Origin of the sequence: Acidovorax sp. Root70, assembly GCF_001428225.1 — a bacterium.
Lineage (GTDB): Bacteria > Pseudomonadota > Gammaproteobacteria > Burkholderiales > Burkholderiaceae_C > Acidovorax.
Window position 1 is genome coordinate 58,765 of record NZ_LMHQ01000004.1, and the last position, 21,104, is coordinate 79,868.

A 21,104-nucleotide genomic window follows, 5' to 3' on the forward strand; every position below is an offset into this window, starting at 1 on the left:
ATATAGCAATGAACATTAACCACGATGCGCACTGGATGCGTCTGGCTTTGGCCGAGGCGCAGGCGGCTGCCAGCGCTGGCGAGGTGCCCGTGGGTGCCATCGTGGTCCAGAACGGCCAGGTCATCGCCACCGGCCGCAATGCACCCGTGGAGGGCCACGACCCCACAGCCCACGCCGAAATCGTGGCCCTGCGTGCCGCTGCACAGCGGCTGGGCAATTACCGGCTGGACGGCTGCAGCCTGTACGTCACGCTGGAGCCCTGCGCCATGTGCAGTGGCGCCATGCTGCATGCGCGGCTGGCACGGGTGGTGTATGGCGCGCTGGAGCCCAAGACGGGGGCGGCGGGCTCGGTGCTCAACCTGTTTGGGCATGCCGCCATCAACCACCAGACCGAGGTGGTAGGTGGGGTGCTGGCGGAGGAGTGTGGCCAAGTGCTGAGCGGCTTTTTTGCACAGCGCCGTCGCCAGCAACGCGCCGAGGCACTGGCCCGCCACCCGTTGCGTGACGATGCCCTGCGCACGCCCGATGCGGCGTTTGCCAACCTGCCTGGCTACCCATGGGCTCCCCAGTACGTCAGTGATCTGCCGAGTCTGGCGGGCCTGCGCATGCACTATCTGGACGAGGGCCCGCGCGATGCACCGCGCACCTGGCTGTGCCTGCATGGCAACCCGGCCTGGAGCTATTTGTACCGGCGCATGCTGCCCACCTTTCTCGCGGCAGGTGACCGCGTGGTGGTGCCCGACCTGATCGGCTTTGGCAGAAGCGACAAGCCCAAGAAGGAAGGCGCGCACCAGTTCGAATGGCACCGCCAGGTGTTGCTGGAGCTGATCGAGCGGCTGGATCTGCGCAACCTGGTGCTGGTGGTGCAGGACTGGGGCGGCATCCTGGGCCTCACGCTGCCCATGGCGATGCCTGAGCGGTTTGGCGGCCTGCTGGTGATGAACACGCTGCTGGCCACGGGCGACGCGCCGTTGCCCCCGGGTTTTGTGGACTGGCGCGCGATGTGCCGAGACAAGCCGCTTTACGAAGTGGGGCGCCTGCTATCCCGCGGCAATCCGCACCTCAGCCATGCTGAGTGCGCGGCCTACGATGCGCCTTTCCCCGACAAGGGTTACCGTGCCGCGCTGCGGGCATTTCCCGAACGTGTCCCCGTCGCTTTGGACGATTCCGGGGCGGCGCTGTCGCGTGCAGCCCGCGATTTTTGGCAGCACCAATGGCAAGGCCGCAGCCTGATGGTGGTGGGGGCGCAAGACCCGGTGCTGGGGCTGCCCACCATGCGGGCACTGCAGCACCACATCCGCGGATGCCCCGAGCCGGTGGTGCTGCCCCATGCGGGCCACTTTGTTCAGGAGCATGGCGAGGCCATTGCCGCACGGGCTGTGGAATACTTCAGCCACTGATTTGCCCGCTGGCGCCGTCTGAAAGCATGGGGCGCCGGGCATTCCCCTGTTTACGGAGCAGACCCCATCGGGCCTGAGCGCTTTGCACGATCACCATCACGACCACTCCCAGTGCGACCACGACCACGGTCCCAAGCACATCTACATCTATTCACCCTCCAGCGCAGTGCGCGACAAGGCGGCCTTCAAGCGGGGCATTGCCCGGCTCAAGGCCCAGGGCCATGAGGTGGAGGTGGATGTGGACGCGCTGGCCACGCACACGCGCTTTGCGGGTGACGACGCCACCCGGCTGGCCGCCATCCACCGTGCGGCGGCCAGCGGCGCCGATGTGGCGCTGATCTCGCGCGGGGGCTATGGCCTCACGCGCATCCTGCCGGGCATCCGGTACAAGGCGGTGGCCAAGGCCATCGAAAAAGGCACGCACTTTGTGGGCGTGAGCGACTTCACTGCCTTCCAGTTGGCCGTGCTGGCCAAGACGGGGGCCACCACCTGGGCGGGGCCCTCATTGGGGGCCGATTTTGGGGTGGAGGGCGAGCCCGACGACATCATGGAAGCCTGCTTTGACGACCTGCTGACCGGCCACGGCGAGGGTACGGGCTGGCGCATGCACAAGGAAAAGCCCCATCCCGCCACTGGCAAGCCTGCTGTGCCCAATGTCTATGTGAAGAGTGCCACCCTGTGGGGCGGCAACCTGGCGGTGCTGGCATCGCTGGTGGGTACGCCGTACTTCCCGCAGGTCAAGGGCGGGGTGTTGTTTGTAGAGGATGTGCACGAGCATCCCTACCGCATAGAGCGCATGTTGACCCAGCTGCTGCACGCGGGCGTGCTGGCCCAGCAGAAGGCCGTGGTGCTGGGGCAGTTCACCAACTTCAAGCTGGCGCCGCATGACAAGGGCTACAAGCTGCAGTCGGTGGTGGACTGGCTGCGCACCCAGATCAAGGCGCCCGTGCTGACCAATCTGCCGTTCGGGCATGTCGAGACCAAGGTGCTGCTGCCCGTGGGCGCCACGGTGTCGCTGTCAGTGGAAGAGCGGGACGCGCTGATTTACTGGGGCCACCAGCACTGAGCGCGCAGGTAGAGCGCGGCCGTGTGGCGGGAACAGGGAGCAGGCCCGTCGCGAGCCGCCGCTTCAGGGTTCAGAAATGTGCGCGGGGCGCGTGAGGCATTTGCGGAACACGCAGAGACAGCGGCAACTGGCCCTGGAACATCGGCGTAACCTCGTCCAGCACGGTCTGGGCGACGGCCTGGCCACGCAGGGGAATCAGGGTGTCGAGCAGGTCGCTGCGCAGGTACCACAGCGCCTCGATGTCGCCCGCATAGCGCAGGCGCATGTTCATGCGCGCCACTTCACAGCCGGTGAGTCCCGCTAGGCTTTGCAGCATGGCTCGCCGCACCTCTTCCAGACCCTGGTCGCGCACCCAAGCCGTCGATGACGGCTTGTCACGACCCAGGAGGTCGTGCAGGCTGCTGCGGAGATTGGGTTTGTTCCAGCGCATGGACGGAGAGCGGGGCGATTTTTGTAACAGGGTCGATCAAAGTAAGCGGGAGTGAGGATTGACGCAAGGGTGGCGCTCCTGTTTTTGTATAAAGACAACACGTCTCCTCGGTTTGTTGCGAACTTTTACGCATTCCTCGTGGATGTTTGTCATGGCACCGACCGCGTGTGGCGCATCGGGTGCGCAACGGGCGCGCGCCTTTCATACCTAGCCTGTGCGCCCTGTTTCCCTGCCGAACAGGACCCGTGCGAGATCGTCTGCATCGCACAGTTCTGTTGCGCCTCTCCCTGCACACCCCGCTGCCACAAACGGCGGTGCGCGCGGCCTCCAAAGGCCCTTGTGCAGGGCGGTTGACACTTTGATAGGTGCGTCTTCGTTGAGCTTGCACTAAACTGATTCACATGATGTTACTAATCGGCCATCGTTCATGAGTGTGTTGTCGACGGTGGTCTTCGCAGACATATCGGGCAGCACCTCGTTGTATGAAACGCTGGGCAACGAACGCGCCACCGAGGCCGTGACCCAGGTCACCCAGTGGATCAGTGACACCATCGAGGCACATGCTGGCCGGGTGGTCAAGAAGCTGGGCGATGGCGTGTTGTGTGTTTTTGGCGATGCGGCTACGGCCGTGACCGCCACCACCCAGATGCTGCGCCAGCACCAGGTGCGTCTGGACCGTTGGCCTCAGCCGCTGCGCATGGACATCCGCGTGGGCGTAGCCAGCGGCGAGGTGGTGGACGTGGATGGCGACTGCTATGGCGACGCGGTCAATGTGGCCTCCCGCCTGTGTGAACGGGCGGGCCCCGCCGAAATCTGGGCTACCGAGACAGCGGTGCTGCTGGCAGGGGCAGCTGCAGACGTTTGGTATCGCAAGCTTGGCCTGATGGAAATCCGTGGCAAGGCCGAGTTGCAGATGCTCTACCAGGTGGAGTGGCGTGAGAACGAAGAGCCCGACTCGCTCACCATGCAGGCGGCACTGGTCAGCAGTTTTGCCCCTGCCGATTCCATCCTGGGGCATATCCAGTTTTCCTGGCACGGTGTGGACATGTCGTTCACGTCGTCGGATGCGCCCGTGCACGTGGGGCGTGCCACCCATGCGCAGCTGTGCATCAACGACCCCCGGGTGTCGCGGCTGCACGCGCGCATCGACTGGCGCAACAGCGGTTTTGTGCTCACCGACATGAGCAGCTTTGGCACCTGGGTGCGATTTGACGGCAGCGACTCCCCCGTGCGGCTGCGCCGCGATGCCTGCATCCTGCATGGCACCGGGCAGATAGCGCTAGGGGTTCCGTTCACCGAGTCCAGTGCCCCGATCATGAACTTTCACGTCGCAGGGACCAGCGTTCATCTGGGCTGAGTCTTCGGCCAACATGCCGGGCTGCCGCCGGTAGGGCCGGTTCTGGCTCGGTGCTCCGGCCCCATTCACTTCCGAACAGACACGAACAACAGGCACGAGAGGCGAGACATGGCGTGGATGAAGCGAACGGCCGTCGGGCTGGTGGTGGCAGCATTGCTGGTCGGTACAGGGGCCGCGGTGTATGTGCAGCGCAGCTTTGCGACGCTGGATGGCAAGCTGGTGGTGAAGGGCCTGCGCCAGGCCGTGCAGGTGCAGCGCGATGGAGCCGATGTCACCCACATCCGCGCGCAGAGCCCGCAAGACGCCTGGTTTGCCATGGGCTATGTGCATGCGCAGGAGCGCACCTGGCAGCTGGAGTTCAACCGCCGCGTGATGCATGGCGAGCTGTCCGAGGTGTTTGGGCCCGCCACGCTGGAGACCGACAAGCTCATGCGCGCGCTGGACATCGCGGGTACGGCCAAGCGGCAGTACGCAGGTCTGCCTTTGTATGCCCGGGAGGCCCTGCAGGCTTACAGCCAGGGCATCCATGCCTTCCACCAGAACCGCCCCCAGGCGCTGCCGCCGGAGTTCCACATCCTGGGCGTTCAGCCCGGTGGGGCCACCGGTGCCGTGTGGGAGCCCGAGGACAGCGTGGGCTGGGCGCTGATGATGGCGTTGGACCTGGGCGGCAACTGGGGCAACGAGTTTGCGCGGCTGTCCATCGCCAAAACGCTGGACACCGAGCGCCTGTGGCAGCTGATGCCGCCTTACCCGGGCGAGCGCCCCGCGGCCTCGGCTGACCTGGCCGCGTTGTACCGACAGCTGGGGGTGTACCGGGTCACCGATGCCAGCGCTTCTGCTGCGCCATCCGCAGCTACAGCGTCGGCGGACCCAGGGGCTGCATCTGCCGCGCTGGGTGAAGGGCCCTTGTCCCGCCAGATCAGTGCCGGCATGCTGGCCTGGGCCGACGAGTTGACCCGCAACGCGGGCACCAACGACGGCAAGGGCAGCAACAACTGGGTGCTGGCGGGCACCCGCACCGTGAGTGGCAAGCCGCTGCTGGCCAACGACCCGCACCTGGGTCTGTCGGCACCCGCCATCTGGTACTTTGCGGGCTTGCAGGCGCCCGCAGGCCAGGCGTCTGACGGCACCCCCATGGGTGCCATCGACGCAGTGGGAGCCACCTTGCCCGGCATGCCCTTTGTGGTGCTGGGCCGCACGGACAAAGTGGCCTGGGGTTTCACCAACACAGGCCCGGACGTGCAGGACCTGTACCTGGAGCAGATCAACCCCGCCGACGCCTCGCAGTACCGCACGCCCGAGGGCTGGGCGCCCTTCACGGTGCGCAATGAAACCATCCGCGTGAAAGGGCAGGCCGATGTTGCCTTGAAGGTGCGCAGCACGCGGCACGGCCCCGTGTTGAGCGACGCGCAGAAGTCGCATGCCGACGTGCTGGACCTCGGCAAATACGTGCTGGCGCTGCGCTGGAGCGCGCTTGATGCCGACAACCAGACGGTGCTGGCGGGCCTGCAGACCAACCAGGCTAAATCGGTGGACGCGCTGTTCGCGGCCCTGTCGCACTACCACTCGCCGATGCAGAACGTGGTGGCGGCCGATGACCAGGGCAACATCCGCTTCAAGGCCGCAGGCCGCGCGCCCGTGCGAGACCCTGCCAACGACATCCGGGGCGTGGCGCCCTCGCCGGGCTGGGACACTCGGTACGACTGGAAGGGCTGGCTGCCGTACGACCAGACGCCGGAGGACAACGGCGCCCGGGGCTGGATAGCCACCGCCAACCAGCGGGTGACTGCGCCCGACTATCCCCACTACCTGACGCAAGACTGGGCCTTGCCCTACCGCTACGAACGCATTGCACAGCTGATCGAGGCGACCGACAAGCACGATGCCGCAAGCATGCAGGCCATCCACCGCGATGTGACTTCGCTGGCCACGCGCAAGCTGCTGCCCTACCTGCAGCAGGCCAGGTCATCGCATCCGCTGGCAGCGGCTGCGCAAGAGCAGCTCCAAGGCTTTGACGGGGTGATGGATGCGGGCAAGGCGGCGCCTCTGGTGTTTGCCGCGTGGACCGACGAGCTGGCGCGTGGCCTGATCGTGCCGCGCATTGGCGAGGCGCGGTTCACCGCCACCTATGGCAAACGCGACTACCGGGCCGCGCTGGAGGGCATTCTGGAGCGCAACGACCCCTGGTGGTGCCAGCCTTCCTCGTGCGCAGAGCAATCGGCCGCAGCCCTGGGCCGTGCGCTCGATCGGCTGCAGGCGGCCTACGGCTCCGACCCTGCGCGATGGCGCTGGGGCGCGGCGCACCCGGCACTCAGCGTGCACCGGCCGTTTGGCAATGTGCCCACGCTGGCCCGCTTTTTTGATGTGAGCGAGCCATCGCATGGCGATTCCTATACGGTCAATGTGGGGCAGTACAACGCGGGCGAAGCCAAGGGTCCGTTTGTGAACCGCCACGCCGCATCGCTGCGCGCGGTGTACGACCTGGCCGACCTGGAGCAGTCGCGCTTCATCTACCAGACCGGGCAAAGTGGCCTGGTGTTTTCACCGCGTTACCGCGATATGAGCAGCACCTGGGTACAGACCGGTTACCGCGCCCTGCAGCGCCAGCCCGCGCGCTGGGCGCATGCGCTGACGCTGACCCCAGCACCCGCCGCGCAGTAACCAGGGCCCGGAGGATCCCCACGGGTTTTGCTGCGCGGATCGGGGCGGCCTGGGGCTGGCTTGCCAAATGCCTGCCTTTGGAATGGGCAGTGGCGGCGGCTCACCGCAATGGCCGTGTGCAGGCGGCGCAGGCAGGTGACCCGTACACGGTCACTTTCACGCGCGCCACCATCCAGGGTTTTCAAGCCTTGCTGCAACGCGCAACGGATCGCGGGGGTTGGGTCTGAGGGGCAGCGATTGCCCGGGCGATGCCAGTTTTGCTGCGCACGGCTTCAAAGCACGGATTTTGAGAAAAATGGGCCGGTAGCGCACTATTCATATGCGCTTGCTGCTCTAAAAAATGTAGCAAAAGGCTCGGTGTCCGGCAGCACGTAAATCACGCCCGGCGCCCGTCCGAACCAGGGGGCGATGAACTGGTCGTAGAACGCTGCGGGCGCATTCACGCAGCCGTAGCTGATGCGCTTGTCACGGGCGCCGGGGCTGGCGAGGCGCTGGGGGCGGCGTTCTGCGGCGTTCACACTGCGCACCCGGTGCAGCGAGACCGCTGTGTCGTAGTCGATCCACACAATGTCTTCGCCCTGCAGGTTGCGCCCCGGCTCGGTCACAAAGCGCCCTGCAGGCGTGGTGCGTTCGTGCGGGCGAATGCGGGACAGAGGCCGGGTGCCGATGCCGGGCGCAGAGCGGTCGCCCGGCGCTGCGCCCAGCAGCACCGGCGCGCTGCCCAGCCATTGGGCCTGGGCCGAGAACACATGGATGCGCGCCGCAGGCTTGTCGATCACGGCAAAGGGCAGGCCCTGGTGATCGGCGGTTGCGGCGACCCAGCGCACCAGCTGGTGCACATGGGCCGAGGCGTCGTCCGGCAGCGCCCGGACGGACAGGGGCATGGCGAGCGCGCAAGCCAGGGCGACGAGGGCCACTCGGCGGTGAAGGGTGAGGTGCATGTCGGTGGTCCAAGGCGATGAACGCAACGCCGGTCGATGCCTTTGGCGTACGCCTACGCCCGTGCTGCTGCAAAGCCGGCTCCGCGGGCAAGGCGAACCACGCTTTTGCAGGCGTTCGGATCGTTTGCCGCAGCGGCCAATGCCCTCAATAATGCCTGCATCCGCGACTTCCGCGAAGCCCAGGGCTTCGAACCGCCATGTTTGATCGTCTCCGTAAAGCACTGCATCTGCCCGGCGGCCCGACCGCCGCACGGCCCGTGTCCAACCAGGAGGTGGTGCGGTGGGCGGCCACCCAGCGCCTGGCGATCGTGCCGCAGGCGGCGGAGGGGCATTTTGACTTGGGCGGCGACTTGAGCGGCCACCCGTGGCGTCTGGAGTGTGGCAATCCCACCCGGGACTATGTGCACGGCCTGGAGTTGCGGGGCCGCGCCGATCTGGGGGTGGACCCCGATGCGGCCGTGATGGTGCTGAACCGCCCCCTGCAGGAGTCCCTGGAGGGCAATGCTTACGACGCCATCACCGACACCCTGCAGACCACGGTGAATGCCAGCCTGCCCGAGGAAATGCGCTGGCTGGCGATGTATGAGGAGGTTGCCTGGCCGGGGCTGCCGGCCTCGTTCCGTCAGCACTTTGCGGTGGTGGCAGAGCGCATAGAGACTGCGCAGCGCTGGATCCACGCGCCGGTGGTCTCTCAGTTGCTCAACATGGTCGAAGGCGAGGGCGGGACAGAGCGGGCGCAGTCGCCGCTGCTGCTGATGCTAGTGCGTGGCAAGGTGTACCTGCGCGTGGAGCACACGCAGCGCAGCCTGGCGGAAATCGCCCAGGCTACGCAGTTGTTGCTGGCGGCCGCGCAGGGAGCGTTGCAGAATCTGCCACCCGCTGCACCCGCTGCACCCGCTGACGCGCAGGCGCAAGGCGCAGCAGGGCCGCAATAGGCGCGTCAGGCGCCGCGTGTGACCGGTACGGCGGCGTCGCGGCCGTAGTTGCCGTACTTGCCCAGCTCCCACTTGGCGATGGCGTTGCGGTGCACTTCGTCCGGGCCGTCGGCAAAGCGCAGGGTGCGTGCACCGGCGTATGCGTAGGCCAGCGGGAAGTCATCGCACATGCCGCCGCCGCCGTGCACCTGCATGGCCCAGTCGATGACCTGGCAGGCCATGCTGGGTGCCACCACCTTGATCATCGCAATCTCCGTCTTGGCGACCTTGTTGCCCGCCACGTCCATCAGCCAGGCAGCCTTGAGGGTGAGCAGGCGGGCCATGTCGATCTTGCAGCGCGCCTCGGCAATGCGCTCTTGCGTTACGGTCTGCTGGGCTACCGTCTTGCCAAAGGCCACACGCGACGATGCGCGCTTGCACATCAGTTCCAGCGCGCGTTCGGCCAGGCCGATCAGGCGCATGCAGTGGTGGATGCGTCCAGGGCCAAGGCGACCTTGGGCGATCTCGAAGCCGCGCCCTTCGCCGAGCAGGATGTTGGAAACGGGCACGCGCACGTTTTCGAAAGTCATCTCGACGTGGCCGTGGGGCGCATCGTCGTAGCCCATCACGTTCAGCGGGCGGACGATGGTGATGCCCTTGGCGTCGGCGGGCACCAGCACCATGCTCTGCTGCGAGTGCTTGGGGGCGTCTGGGTCTGTCTTGCCCATCGTGACGAACACGGCGCAGCGCGGGTCGGCGGCGCCGGAGATCCACCACTTGCGGCCATTGATGACGTACTCGTCGCCTTCCCGCGTGATCCGCGTTTCGATGTTGGTGGCATCGCTCGAAGCCACATCGGGCTCGGTCATCGCAAACGCCGAGCGAATCTTGCCCTCGAGCAGGGGCTTGAGCCAGCGGGCCTTGTTGGCCTCGTCGCCGTAGCGTGCGATGGTTTCCATGTTGCCGGTGTCGGGGGCCGAGCAGTTGAACACCTCGCTGGCCCATTGCACGCGGCCCATGATCTCGGCCAGCGGTGCATATTCCTGGTTGGTGAGACCTGCACCGTCGTAGCCAGAAGCTGCCGCGCTGTCCACCGGCAGAAACAGGTTCCACAACCCGGCGGCCTGGGCCTTGGGCTTGAGATTTTCGATGGTGTTCAACGCGCTCCAGCGCTTGCCTGCGGCGGTGTTGGCGGCCAGCTCATCCTTGTACGCGGACTCGTTCGGATAGATGTGGTCATCCATGAACTGGAGCAGCTTGGCCTGCAGTTCCTTGGTTTTGGGCGAGTAGTCAAAGTCCATGGGTTTCTTCTCCGTTGGTAATCGTGGGGCGGCGCTGAGGATTGCGTCGTGTGTTCAGCCGCGCTGGGCAAACGACCAGGCCAGCTGGGCCATGGGTCGTGCCGTGTCGCCCGAGGCCTTGGCCTGGGCGCTAGAGGCTGTGCCTGCCTCTACCCGCTTGGCAATGCCCTGCAGGATGGCTGCAATGCGGAACATGTTGTAGGCGAGGTAGAAGTTCCAGTCGGCGCGCAAGGCGTCGGGCGTGGCGATGCCGGTGCGCTCGCAGTAGCGGCGGATGTAGGTGTCTTCGTCCGGAATGCCCAGTGCACCCAGGTCCAATCCTGCGATACCGCGCCCGAGCGACGCTGGAATGTGCCAGCTCATGCAGTGGTAGCTGAAGTCCGCCAGGGGGTGGCCCAGGGTGGACAGCTCCCAGTCAAGTACGGCAATCACGCGCGGCTCGGTGGGGTGGAACATCAGGTTGTCCAGGCGGAAGTCGCCGTGCACGATGGACACTTGGCCCTCGTCCCGTGCGCTGGCGGGCATGTTGGCGGGCAGCCATTCCATCAGGCGGTCCATCTCCTCGATGGGTTGCGTGATGGACGCCACGTATTGCTTGCTCCAGCGGCCGATCTGGCGGTCAAAGTAGTTGCCAGGCTTGCCATAGCTGGCCAGGCCCCGGTCTGCAAACTTGACGGTGTGCAGCGCTGCGATCACCCGGTTCATCTCGTTGTAGATGTCGCCGCGCTCGGTGGGCGTCATGCCCGGCAGGGATTGGTCCCACAGCACACGGCCCTGCATGCACTCCATCACGTAGAAAGCGCGGCCGATGACGGATTCGTCCTCGCACAGCACAAACATGCGCGGCACGGGCACGTCGGTGCCGTACAGGCCGCTCATCACCGCGAACTCGCGCTCGATGGCATGGGCCGACGGCAGCAGTTTGGCCACGGGCCCGGGCTTGGCGCGCATGACGTAGCTGGCGCCCGGTGTGATGAGCTTGTAGGTGGGGTTGGACTGCCCGCCCTTGAACATCTCCACTGTCAGCGGGCCCGCAAAGCCCTCCATGTTCCTGGAGAGCCATGCGGTCAGCGCTTCGATGTCAAAGGCGTGCTGATCGGAAACAGGGCGGGTGCCGACGAAATGGTCAAAGTTGCTCATGGAGGCGGATGAAAGTTCGTGCAGTCGGTGATGGGGTTGGTGGCTCAGTTGTCGGCTTCTGCGATGCGCATCAGGGCTTCGCGGTCACGCACCACCAAGCCGCCCGGCTCGATGCGGATCGCGTCTTCGCGCTCCATGGCCTTGAGTTCCTGATTCACGCGTTGGCGTGATGCGCCCAGCAGTTGGGCCAGTTCTTCCTGCGCCAGTTGCAGGCTGATGCGCATCTCGCTGCCGTCCGACAGGCTGGGTACTCCATAGCTGCGCACCAGGTGCACCAACTGTTTTGCCAGGCGTGAGCGCAGTGGCAATGTGTTGAGGTCTTCCACCAGCCCGAACAGTTGGCGAATGCGCCGCGCATGCAGGCGCAGCATGGCCTCGTACAGCTCGGTGTGCACGGCCAGGATCTTGCGGAAGTCGGCCTTGGCCACACACAGGATCGTGGTGTCGCCGTGCGCGTAGGCATCGTGCGTACGCCGGTCCCCGTCGAAGATCGCCACGTCGCCAAACCAGATGCCCGGCTCCACGTACGTCAGCGTGATCTGCTTGCCCGAGATGGAGGTGGAGCTCACCCGCACCGCGCCGCGTGCGCACGCAATCCACTCCTCGGGCGGATCTCCGCGTGCGGCAATCAGGCCGCCGTCCTTGAAGCGTTTGACGTATGCACATCGGAGGATGTCGTGGCGTAGTGAGGGTGAGAGAGAAGAAAACCAGCGACCGGAGTTGATCGCTTCACGTTCTTCGATAGTAAGAATCGGGTCGTCCATGGCCTGTCTTTTGGGTGACTAGAAACAGTCCCATTGTCGCGTCAGGGACCTGCGCAATGCGTCAGGGTTGTCACCTGCGTGTCTGCGAATACGCCAATAAAAAACCCCCGGCGCTGGGTGGCAGCGTGCCGGGGGTTGATGAGCCAGTGAAAGGGGATGCCCGCAGGCATCTTCCGTGCAGCGCTATTCGTAGCGGGGCACGCGCTTTTCCAGGAACGCCGAGATGCCTGCCCCGCCGTTGATGTGGTGCAGGTTTTTCACGAAGTGGTCGCGCTCATGGGCCAGGTGGTGCGTGAGCTGGGCATGGGGGGCTTCGTTCAGCAGTTCCTTGATGCTGGCCAGTGCATTGGGTGCACGGGCATTGAGCTGCTCGGCCAGCGCCAGCGCTGCATCGAGTGCGTTGCCCGCTTCGGCGATGCGGTTGACCAGGCCCAGTGCGTGCAGGCGTTCTGCACCGATGCGGTCACCACACATGAGGATTTCGGTGGCCATCTGGCGCGGCAGGGCCTGGGCCAGGCTCCAGCTGGCACCGCCGTCAGGTGACAAGGCCACATTGCTGTAGGCCATCACAAACACGGCATTGCGGGCTGCCACGATGAAGTCGCAGGCCAGTGCCAGCGAAAAGCCCGCGCCGGCGGCCGCTCCCTCCACCGCTGCAATCACCGGCTTGGGGTAGGTGCGGATGGTCTCGATCCAGTTGTGCAGGCCTTCGATGCTCTGGGCCTGCACCTCGGGTGCTTCCTGGCGGTTGGCCAGCAGTCGCTGCAGATTGCCGCCCGAGCAGAACATGCCATCCGCGCCCGTGATGACCACGCTGCGGATGTCGGGACTGCTTTCGGCTACGCCCAGCGCCTCCACGCCTGCTGCATACATCACCGGGTCGATGGCGTTGCGCCGCTCGGGGTTACGAAGGGTCAGGACCAGGGTCTGGCCCTGGCTGGTGCTCTGGAGTTCTGCGGGCATGGGGGTCTTCCGTGGGGTGCCGTTGGGCTGGGCGATCAGTCTTCTTCGACGTGGCTCAGGCTCAGACCGATGGCGCCACGCCGGCGCAGCCAGGGGCTGGGGCGGTAGCGCGTGTCGCCATACACGGTCTGCATGTTGAACAGCACCTCGAGGATGTTGGTGGGCCCCCAGCGGTCACCCATCGTCAGCGGGCCCATCGGATAACCCAGACCCAGGGTCACCGCGGTTTCCAGGTCCTTGGGGGTGCAGATGCCTTGCTGGCAGATGTCGCTGGCGATGTTGACGATGGTGGCCACCACGCGTTGCGTGACAAAACCGCCGCTGTCGCGGATCACACTCACGGCCTTGCCGTCGCGCGCAAACAGGGCGTGTGCGGCATCGCGGATGTCCACCCGGGTGGCGGGGTTGGTGGCCAGTACGCGTCGCTTGGTGGCAGCGTCGTCGATCAGCATGTCGATTCCGACGGTGCGCGCCGGGTCCAGCCGCTCCACCACCGCGACGGTGGTCACATCAAACCCGAGTGGCGCGACCAAGGTGATGGCTTGGGGGGAGGGGGATTGCCCGGTCTCGATGGTGGCACCCAGGTCCTTGAGCAACTGGTACAGCTCGGCGCGGCGTGCCGCGCGCGGGGACACCCATACGGGGGGAATATCGTTGACCACGGGAACGGGCGCCTCGGCGGGCACCTGTGCCACGCCATCCACATAGCGGTAGAAGCCTTCCCCTGCTTTCTTGCCCACGATGCCTCCCGCCAGCCGTTGGGCCGTGATCACACTGGGGCGAAAACGCGGCTCGTCGTAGTACTGGCGGTAGATGGACTCCATGACCGGGTGAGACACGTCCAGCGCCGTCAGGTCCATCAATTCAAAGGGGCCGAGCTTGAAGCCGACCTGATCACGCAGGATGCGGTCTATGGTGGCGAAGTCGGCCACGCTCTCGCCGACGATGCGCAGGGCCTCGGTTCCAAAGCCGCGCCCCGCGTGATTCACGATAAAGCCGGGGGTGTCCTGGGCCTGTACGGGGGTATGGCCCATTTCCTTGGCATAGGCCGCCAAGGACGTGCAAACGGCCGGATCGGTCTTGAGGCCCGCAATCACCTCCACCACCTTCATGAGCGGAACGGGATTGAAAAAGTGGAACCCCGCCAGACGTTCTGGACGCTTCAGGGCTGCACCAATGGCGGTCACCGACAGGGAGGATGTGTTGGTGGCCAGCACCGCATCGGCGCGGACAACGCCTTCCAGTTCTACGAAGAGGGCTTGCTTGGCGTCCAGCCGTTCCACGATGGCTTCCACCACCAGGTCGCAGGCTGCCAGGTCTGCAGCCGTCTTGACGGGGTGGAGCCTTGCGCCCAGAACGCTGGCCTGCTCAGCCTCAATGCGGCCCTTGGCGACCAGCTTGCTCCACTGCTCCTCCAGGGCGGCCCGGGCGGCGTCGGCCGCGCCCGGGTTGGCGTCCAGCAGAAAGACCTGACTGCCTGCTTGGGCAGCAATTTGAGCGATGCCCCGGCCCATGGCGCCGGTGCCCACGATGGCGATGTTGGGAAACTGAATTTTCATAGCGGCATTATGGCTCTGGCCTTATCTGGGACTTATGTGCAAGAATCCTTCAGACCGAAAACAAAATTAATTGTGAATATCCGTAACACCATTGTTGGGCCAGGATTGTGGGCGCTCGCAGCCGGTGCTTCGGCGCTGTCTCTGGGGAGCGGCAGTGGTACGGTCGTGTTGGGCGCTCCTGTCGATCTGTCGTTCGAGCTGCAACCCGACCCGGGGACGGATGTAGCGTCCTCCTGTGTCACCGCCAAGCTGGTGGCGGGCGACAACGCCATCAGCGACAGCAAGGTGCGTGTGATTCCCCTGCCCGAGGTGCGAGGGCGTCCTTCGGGGGTCCGCGTGCTGGCTTCGGTGTCGCTGGATGAGCCCGTGCTCACCGTCACCCTGTCGGCAGGGTGCAACGGCAAAACCACACGCGGCTACACCTTCCTGTCGGAATTGCCAACGACCGTGACCCGGTCTGCTTCTGCCTCCCCGGTCGACCTTTCGCGGCTTCCCGCTGCCAGCCCTGGAGCAGTGACAGAGTCGCAGCCTGTGCCCTCGGTGGGTGGTGGCGCTGCTGCCGCCTCCGCAGCGGCGACCGGTATTGCGCAAGGCACCCGACCCAGTGGCAAGGTAGCTGTGCCTGCGAGGGCTGCGCGGCCTTCCACCGCAGCCAGCCGTGCGACGGGCTCTGCGGCAGCAGCGAAGCCCGCAGCGCGCGTGGCAGCCGCCGCTCCTGGCAAGTCAGCGGGTGCCGGCACCGCGCCCGCCGTGCGTTCCCGTCTGGTGGTCGAGCCTCTGGATACTTCGATGGACGGCCCCGTGGCGTTGCGGTCCACGTCCCAGCTGCCCGCGCCGCCGTCCGAGGAGGCATCGGCAGCGCGCACGCAGGCAGCGGCGGTATGGAAATCTTTGAATGTGCAGCCGGATGAACTGCAGAAAGACGGCGAGCGTCTGAAAGCGCTGGAATCAGATACCGCCGCGCTGCGTTCGCAGGCGGCCCAAGACCGCGCTGCCGCTGCCCGGTTGCAGCAACAACTGGCGTCGATGGAGCAGGAGCGTTTTCCCGCGACGTTGGTGTACGCGCTGGGTGGTCTGCTGCTCTTGGCATTGTTAGGCGTGGCATGGATGTGGTCGCGGGTACGCAGTGCCTCTGACAAGGCCGTGCGGGCTTGGCGAGATTCCGTGGCTTTGGGTGTGCGTGGCGATGCGGCGGCACACGAAGAGGCGCTGGGTCTCACTCCCCACCCCGGTGACACGTGGCTGCCGTCTGAAACCCAGCCCCGTGCCGCGGCAGTGAGCTCAGAGCCCGCCGCCTTGGCACCCAACACGGTGGCTACAGCAACGATGGAGCCGCGCTTTGTGGCAACCAGCCCTGCGGCGAGCGCCCCCGCTCCCTTGCAGGCCAAGCCCGTTTTTGCCCCGCCATCCGCTGCGGTGGCACCCCACATCGTCAACCCCGAAGAACTGTTCGACATCCAGCAACAGGCCGAATTTTTTGTCTCTGTCGGTGAGCACCAGCAGGCCATCGAGGTTCTGAAGCACCACATTGCCCAGCACCGCGAGACGTCACCGCTGGCTTACCTCGAGCTGTTGCGGCTGTATCACACGCTCAGCCGCGTGGATGAATTTGCGCAATTGCGCATGCAATTCATGCAGGCGTTCAACGCCCAGGTGCCGGAGTTTGCGGGCTTCCACCGCACGGGCCGCATGCTGTATCACTACACCGACGCGCTCGCCGAGATCGAGGCCGAGTGGTCCACGTCTGCGGTACTGGGATTGCTGGAGAAGTTTCTGTTCCGCCGCACGGGTGCCGAGGCTGTGGAGCCGTTTGATCTGGCGGCCTATGATGATTTGCTGCTCCTGCTGGCGATTGCGCAGACTACTCCCGCCAGCGCGCGGGGGGCTCCGCCGCCGCGCAAGCGCACGACACCGCTGCTTCCACCGCCGTCCGAGGCCTTGGTCGCGCCGCCGGCTCCAGCGCCAGTGGTGGCGCCGCACGACGACTTGCCACTGGATTCACTGGCTGCGAGTCTGGAGTTTGACTTCGCGATGAAGGCCCAGCAGGCACCTGCGCCCGCGCCCTTTGCTGCGGCGACCCCTGGTCCCCATACGTCTGTGGGCCAGGACTCGCGCGGCATTCCGCTCGACCTGGATCTGTCAGACCCCCCACACCTCACGCTGAGCGATCTGCCACCGGTGCCCGTGACGTCGCCGCCACCAGCAGGCCAAGCCGTTGGCTTTGGCATGGAGAACGACCTGATGGAACTGCGCCTCGAACTGGAGCAGATGAAGAAGGCCGATCGAAAGTAGGTAGGCCTAACGCCGGGCTGCGAGCGGCAGCCCAGGCAGGGCTGCCAGGTTGTGGGTTTTAGCTGGTAGTGAAAGTGAGGGGCGCCGATGATGGCCTCCCCGCCACACCATCAGCGCATCAGCGCCATCAACTTGTCAGCCGATGATTCAGGATCGGGCGCGTTGACCAACGCCCGCACCACCGCTACCGAGCCCACCCCGGTGGTCAGCACCTGGGGGAACTGTTCGGCACTGATTCCTCCGATGGCTACCTGCGGGTAGTGGCGCATCAGCCGCGCATATACCCCCAGCCTGCCCACGCCCTGCGGTGCGGTGGCCATCTTTTTCAGGGTGGTAGGGAACACGGCGCCCATGGCGACGTAGCTGGGGCCCACCGCATCGGCTCGCACCATCTCGGCATACCCGTGGGTGCTGACTCCCAGGCGCAGCCCTGAGCGGTGCAGCGTTTGCAATTCGTCCGCCGAGAGTGCATCCAGGTCTTCCTGGCCCAGGTGGATACCGTACGCACCAGCGTCGATAGCCGTACGCCAGTGGTCGTTGATGAACAGAAGCGCACCGGTGTCCTGCACTGCCTGCACTGCGGCCCGCACTTCACGTGCGATGGCCTCGCTGTCGTCGGATTTGAAGCGCAGTTGCACGGTGGGGACACCCGCCCGAGCCATGCGACCCACCCAGGCAGCGTCGGGCAGCACGGCATACAGGCCCAGGCGCTCGGGGCAGGGGGCGAACTGGCGGACGCGCGGCGTGGGCTGCAGGCCAAAATCTCTTGGCTCATCGGGCCAATGTGCTGCATCCATCACCCCCGTCCGCTGTGCACGCGCCTGCCAGGCGCGGGCCAGGCACTCGGCGTCGTGGGCAATGAAACCCAGGGCACTGCAGGCCTGCAACGCTGCCAGGTAGGTAGGGCCTTGTGATGTGGGGGCGGGCACGGGCTCGGGCGTGAACCCGGCAAAGGTGTCTGCATGGTGCGCAAGAATGGCTTGCGCCAGGGCGGCGGTATCAGGCATGGGCGTGGTGCCAGAACGGTGTGCCCAACACGGGCGTGCTGGGTTGCGCGGCGTCCTGCGCCGACATGGCACCAGCCCGGCGTGCGGCGCGCCCGGCATTCACCGCATCGGCGAATGCGCCAGCCATGGCCACCGGGTCTTGGGCCAGTGCTACGGCCGTGTTCAGCAGCACGCCGTCGTAGCCCCATTCCATCACTTGGCAGGCGTGCGAGGGCAGGCCCAGGCCCGCATCCACCAGCATGGGCACGTTCAGGCGCTCACGCAGTGTCTGCAGTGCGTAGGGGTTCACCGGACCACGGCCCGTGCCAATGGGGGCGGCCCAGGGCATGACGGCCTGGCAGCCCACATCGACCAGGCGCTGGCACAGCACCAGGTCTTCGGTGCAGTAGGGCAGCACCTGGAAGCCTTCCTTGATGAGGTGCTCTGCCGCGCCCACCAGGTTCAATGTGTCCGGCTGCAGGGTGTAGTCGTCGCCGATCAGTTCCAGCTTGATCCAGGGGGTGTCGAACACTTCGCGCGCCATCTGTGCGGTGGTGATGGCCTCCTGCACGCTGTGGCAGCCAGCGGTGTTGGGCAGCACGGGCACATTGAGCTTGCGCAGCAACTCCCAGAAGCTGCTGCCGCTTTCGGCCGGATTGCTGCCCTGGCGGCGCAGCGAGGCCGTGACCATGGCGGGCCGTGCGCGCTGCACCGAGGCTTCCAGCACCGCAGGCGAGGGGTAGCGGGAAGTGCCCAGCAACAGGCGGCTGTGGAAGGTCTGGCCGTACAGGACCAGGGCGTCAGGGCTTGAAGACTGTGTCATGGCGAAGGGAAAAAGAGGGGCTCAACCGCCCGTCACCGGGGAGATGATCTCCACGCGATCACCGGGTTGCAGGGGGTGCGCGGCGTAGCGGGTGTTGGGCACAAAGGTGGTGTTTACCGCCACGGCAAATGGGGGGCGCGCCTCTATCGCGGCCACGGCATCGGCCACGGTGGCGCCCTCAGGCAGTTCGTGCGGGACTTGGTTGATCGAAATGTTCATGCAAATGCGGGGGCTGAGGCTCCGGTCGGGGCTGGGGCGGTGGGCTCCAGTTCCACCCGGAGGTCAAAACGTTCGGACAACGCCGATTGTCCCGTGTTCAGCACCTCCAGGGTCACGTCCATCATGGCGGGCGCGATCATGAAGCCATGTCGGTACAGGCCATTGATCTCCAGCACGCCTGGGCGCGTCAGGCGGATGGCCGGCAGGTTGTCGGGCAGCGTGGGGCGGCACTGGGTGGCCAGCTCCAGAATGCGGCCCTCGGCAAAGCCGGGGTGCACCGCATAGGCGGCGCTCAGCAGTTCCAGGGTGGAGCGCACGCTGGCGGGGGACCGGTCGTCAGACTCGATCTCGGTGGCACCAATCACAAATACATGGTCCTGCTTGGGGGCGATGTACATGGGGTAGCGGGGGTGCACCAGCCGTGTGGGACGTTGCAGGGTGACGTCGGGCGCGTGAATGCGTGCCACTTCGCCGCGCACACCGCGCAAGGCGCTCCACTGGGCCTTGGCGCCCAGGCCCCGGCAGTCGAGCACCCAGTCAGGCTGGCCCGGCGCGCCGGTGGTGAAGGCTTCGGGCGACTGGGGCGTGTGCCAGTGCGTGCGCACGGCCAGCCGCTCCATCTCCACCACCAGCGCCGCCAGGAGCTGGCGGTTGTCGAGCTGGCCTTCGCCGGGCAGGTACAGGCCTTGCGCAAAGCGGTGGGCCAGCGAGGGCTCGGCTTGCGCGAGGGCATGGCTGTCGAGGGTCTTGAGTGCGGGGAGCTCGGGCACGGTGCGCTGGTTGCTCTCCAGCTGGCGCGTGAACCGCTGGGCTTCTGCCGCGTCCTGGCGGTGCCACACGATCAGCGTGCCTGCCTGCTGAAAAAACACGGGCTGGGCAAGGGCGCCCAGCAGCTCGGGCCAGCGGGTCAGGCCATGGTGCCCCATGCGCACCACACCGGGTTCGGTGATGGCCGATTCGGCCAGAGGGGCCAGCATGGCTGCTGCCACGGTGGCCGCCGAATTTTCGGCCGCAGGGCTGCCCGCGTCGTAGATGTCCACACGGTGTCCCTGGCGCGCCAGTTCCACGGCCAGCAAACGGCCCATCAGGCCCGCGCCCAGAATGACAAAGGAAGAAGGTTGAAGTGACATAGCTCCGTCGGTGTGTCCGTGTAGTGGCATGCAGCCATGGACAAAACGGGGGCACCGTTGGTGGAAACTCCCCACGCCAGCATGACCTGGATCGGGTAGCGGGGCTGCTGCGTGTGCCGCAGTGCGCAGGTTCTGCGCGGGCCCCAGGGTATTTCTCAGTCGCACACCATATGGCGGGACACCCCTGTTTCGTCCGGAAAATGAATTACAGCACATCCCCCTGACGTGCCGTTTTGACCTGGCGCATAGGCCATAATTTTTGCCATGATTTCATCGATGACCCCCTTGCCCTCGACGGGCCGCCGCTACGCACGCGTGCTCTCCATTGCCGGATCTGACAGCGGCGGCGGCGCGGGCATCCAGGCCGATCTCAAGACCTTCAGTGCGCTCGGTTGCTACGGCATGACCGCCATCACCGCCATCACAGCCCAGAACACCTGTGGGGTGACGGGTATCCACGGCATTCCGCCCGAGATGCTCAAGGCCCAGATCGACGCCGTGGTGCAGGACATTGGCGTGGACGCCGTCAAGATCGGCATGCTGCACTCACCCGACGTGGTGCACGTGGTGGCCGACGCCATTCGGACTTATCGGCTGCCGCACGTGGTGCTGGACCCCGTGATGGTGGCTACCAGCGGCGACCGGCTGATCGCCCAGGAGACGGTGGCGGTCTTGGTCAAGGAACTGTTCCCGCTGGCCGAGGTGGTCACGCCCAACCTGGACGAGGCCGGATGGCTGCTGGGGCGCAGCATCGAGGGCGTGGAGGCGTTGGAGGTGGCGGCGCAGGACCTGCTGCGACTGGGCGCCCGCGCCGCCTTGGTCAAGGGAGGGCACTTGCCCGGCGACTGGGTGGTGGATGTACTGAGCGTTCAAGGCGGGGCCCAGGGGCACCGGTTGCAGTCGCAACGCATTGCCACCCGCAACGGACATGGCACGGGGTGCACCTTGTCGTCCGCAATTGCTGCCCATTTGGCGTTGGGCCTGCCGCTGCAGCAGGCCGTGGAGCAGGCGCGCGCCTACATCCTTGGGGCCATTGCTGCCGGGGCGGATGTCACCACCGGGCAAGGCCACGGCCCCCTCAACCACGGCTACGCGCCGGTGGCGCAGCGGGTGTTTCAGGCGCCGTAGAGCGATTTTTGGTGTTTTGAGGCTCAAGCG

The 21,104-nt window shown here is 66.0% G+C and carries 18 protein-coding genes; 7 read left to right on the plus strand and 11 right to left on the minus strand.

Features of this window, described 5'->3' with window-relative positions:
• The first annotated feature begins 8 nt into the window (after nt 1–8).
• Nucleotides 9–1,400 carry a tRNA adenosine(34) deaminase TadA gene (gene tadA / locus ASD94_RS03380; protein ID WP_056638615.1) on the plus strand — a complete coding sequence of 464 codons (1,392 nt, stop codon included), beginning with the start codon at nt 9–11 and terminating at the stop codon, nt 1,398–1,400.
• Nucleotides 1,401–1,482: 82 nt separating this feature from the next.
• A complete protein-coding gene (locus ASD94_RS03385; RefSeq protein ID WP_056638617.1) occupies nt 1,483–2,466 on the plus strand; it encodes an LD-carboxypeptidase in 984 nt (327 codons plus the stop codon).
• A gap of 70 nt (nt 2,467–2,536) precedes the next feature.
• Here the strand turns inward: ASD94_RS03385 and ASD94_RS03390 are convergent, their stop codons facing one another.
• Nucleotides 2,537–2,896 carry a hypothetical protein gene (locus tag ASD94_RS03390; RefSeq protein WP_056638620.1) on the minus strand — a complete coding sequence of 120 codons (360 nt, stop codon included), beginning with the start codon at nt 2,894–2,896 and terminating at the stop codon, nt 2,537–2,539.
• Between the two features lie 427 nt (nt 2,897–3,323).
• On the opposite strand from ASD94_RS03390, the gene ASD94_RS03395 reads away from it, so the two are divergent.
• Together ASD94_RS03395 and ASD94_RS03400 are read left to right on the plus strand one after the other, a co-directional pair.
• A complete protein-coding gene (locus ASD94_RS03395; protein ID WP_056638623.1) occupies nt 3,324–4,253 on the plus strand; it encodes an adenylate/guanylate cyclase domain-containing protein in 930 nt (309 codons plus the stop codon).
• Nucleotides 4,254–4,361: 108 nt separating this feature from the next.
• Nucleotides 4,362–6,914 carry a penicillin acylase family protein gene (locus ASD94_RS03400; protein ID WP_056638626.1) on the plus strand — a complete coding sequence of 851 codons (2,553 nt, stop codon included), beginning with the start codon at nt 4,362–4,364 and terminating at the stop codon, nt 6,912–6,914.
• Nucleotides 6,915–7,225: 311 nt separating this feature from the next.
• Here ASD94_RS03400 and ASD94_RS03405 read toward each other — a convergent pair whose 3' ends face one another.
• Nucleotides 7,226–7,855, minus strand: a complete 630-nt coding sequence (locus tag ASD94_RS03405; RefSeq protein WP_056638629.1) for a hypothetical protein — start codon at nt 7,853–7,855, stop codon at nt 7,226–7,228.
• Nucleotides 7,856–8,052: 197 nt separating this feature from the next.
• Here ASD94_RS03405 and ASD94_RS03410 point away from each other — a divergent pair, with 197 nt between their 5' ends.
• Nucleotides 8,053–8,790, plus strand: a complete 738-nt coding sequence (locus tag ASD94_RS03410; RefSeq protein WP_056638633.1) for a hypothetical protein — start codon at nt 8,053–8,055, stop codon at nt 8,788–8,790.
• Between the two features lie 5 nt (nt 8,791–8,795).
• Here the strand turns inward: ASD94_RS03410 and ASD94_RS03415 are convergent, their stop codons facing one another.
• From ASD94_RS03415 to ASD94_RS03435, 5 genes are all read right to left on the minus strand, one after another.
• Nucleotides 8,796–10,070, minus strand: a complete 1,275-nt coding sequence (locus tag ASD94_RS03415) for an acyl-CoA dehydrogenase family protein (protein WP_056638636.1) — start codon at nt 10,068–10,070, stop codon at nt 8,796–8,798.
• Nucleotides 10,071–10,124: 54 nt separating this feature from the next.
• On the minus strand, nt 10,125–11,210 hold the full coding sequence (locus ASD94_RS03420; RefSeq protein ID WP_056638639.1) for a phosphotransferase: 1,086 nt from the start codon (nt 11,208–11,210) through the stop codon (nt 10,125–10,127).
• Nucleotides 11,211–11,254: 44 nt separating this feature from the next.
• On the minus strand, nt 11,255–11,974 hold the full coding sequence (locus tag ASD94_RS03425) for a Crp/Fnr family transcriptional regulator (RefSeq protein WP_015013747.1): 720 nt from the start codon (nt 11,972–11,974) through the stop codon (nt 11,255–11,257).
• Nucleotides 11,975–12,157: 183 nt separating this feature from the next.
• Nucleotides 12,158–12,937, minus strand: a complete 780-nt coding sequence (locus ASD94_RS03430; RefSeq protein ID WP_056638643.1) for an oxepin-CoA hydrolase, alternative type — start codon at nt 12,935–12,937, stop codon at nt 12,158–12,160.
• A gap of 35 nt (nt 12,938–12,972) precedes the next feature.
• Nucleotides 12,973–14,496, minus strand: coding sequence for a 3-hydroxyacyl-CoA dehydrogenase (locus ASD94_RS03435; protein WP_056638646.1), 1,524 nt, complete (start codon nt 14,494–14,496; stop codon nt 12,973–12,975).
• Between the two features lie 165 nt (nt 14,497–14,661).
• Between ASD94_RS03435 and ASD94_RS03440 the strand changes: the two genes are divergently transcribed.
• Nucleotides 14,662–16,788 carry a hypothetical protein gene (locus ASD94_RS03440; protein ID WP_235510554.1) on the plus strand — a complete coding sequence of 709 codons (2,127 nt, stop codon included), beginning with the start codon at nt 14,662–14,664 and terminating at the stop codon, nt 16,786–16,788.
• Between the two features lie 110 nt (nt 16,789–16,898).
• Here the strand turns inward: ASD94_RS03440 and ASD94_RS03445 are convergent, their stop codons facing one another.
• The 4 genes from ASD94_RS03445 to ASD94_RS03460 are packed head-to-tail and all read right to left on the minus strand — an operon-like array spanning nt 16,899 to nt 19,946.
• On the minus strand, nt 16,899–17,795 hold the full coding sequence (locus tag ASD94_RS03445) for a thiamine phosphate synthase (protein WP_056638654.1): 897 nt from the start codon (nt 17,793–17,795) through the stop codon (nt 16,899–16,901).
• Nucleotides 17,788–18,597 (minus strand): thiazole synthase, encoded by an 810-nt coding sequence (locus ASD94_RS03450; RefSeq protein WP_056638656.1) that lies wholly within the window; start codon nt 18,595–18,597, stop codon nt 17,788–17,790. The genes ASD94_RS03445 and ASD94_RS03450 overlap by 8 nt, the downstream gene beginning before the upstream one ends.
• A 21-nt stretch (nt 18,598–18,618) precedes the next feature.
• A complete protein-coding gene (gene thiS, locus ASD94_RS03455) occupies nt 18,619–18,816 on the minus strand; it encodes a sulfur carrier protein ThiS (RefSeq protein ID WP_056638659.1) in 198 nt (65 codons plus the stop codon).
• Nucleotides 18,813–19,946 carry an FAD-dependent oxidoreductase gene (locus ASD94_RS03460; protein WP_056638662.1) on the minus strand — a complete coding sequence of 378 codons (1,134 nt, stop codon included), beginning with the start codon at nt 19,944–19,946 and terminating at the stop codon, nt 18,813–18,815. The genes thiS and ASD94_RS03460 overlap by 4 nt, the downstream gene beginning before the upstream one ends.
• Nucleotides 19,947–20,222: 276 nt before the next feature.
• On the opposite strand from ASD94_RS03460, the gene thiD reads away from it, so the two are divergent.
• Complete coding sequence (gene thiD, locus ASD94_RS03465; protein ID WP_056638666.1) at nt 20,223–21,074, plus strand: bifunctional hydroxymethylpyrimidine kinase/phosphomethylpyrimidine kinase; 852 nt, start codon at nt 20,223–20,225, stop codon at nt 21,072–21,074.
• Nucleotides 21,075–21,104 lie beyond the last annotated feature (30 nt).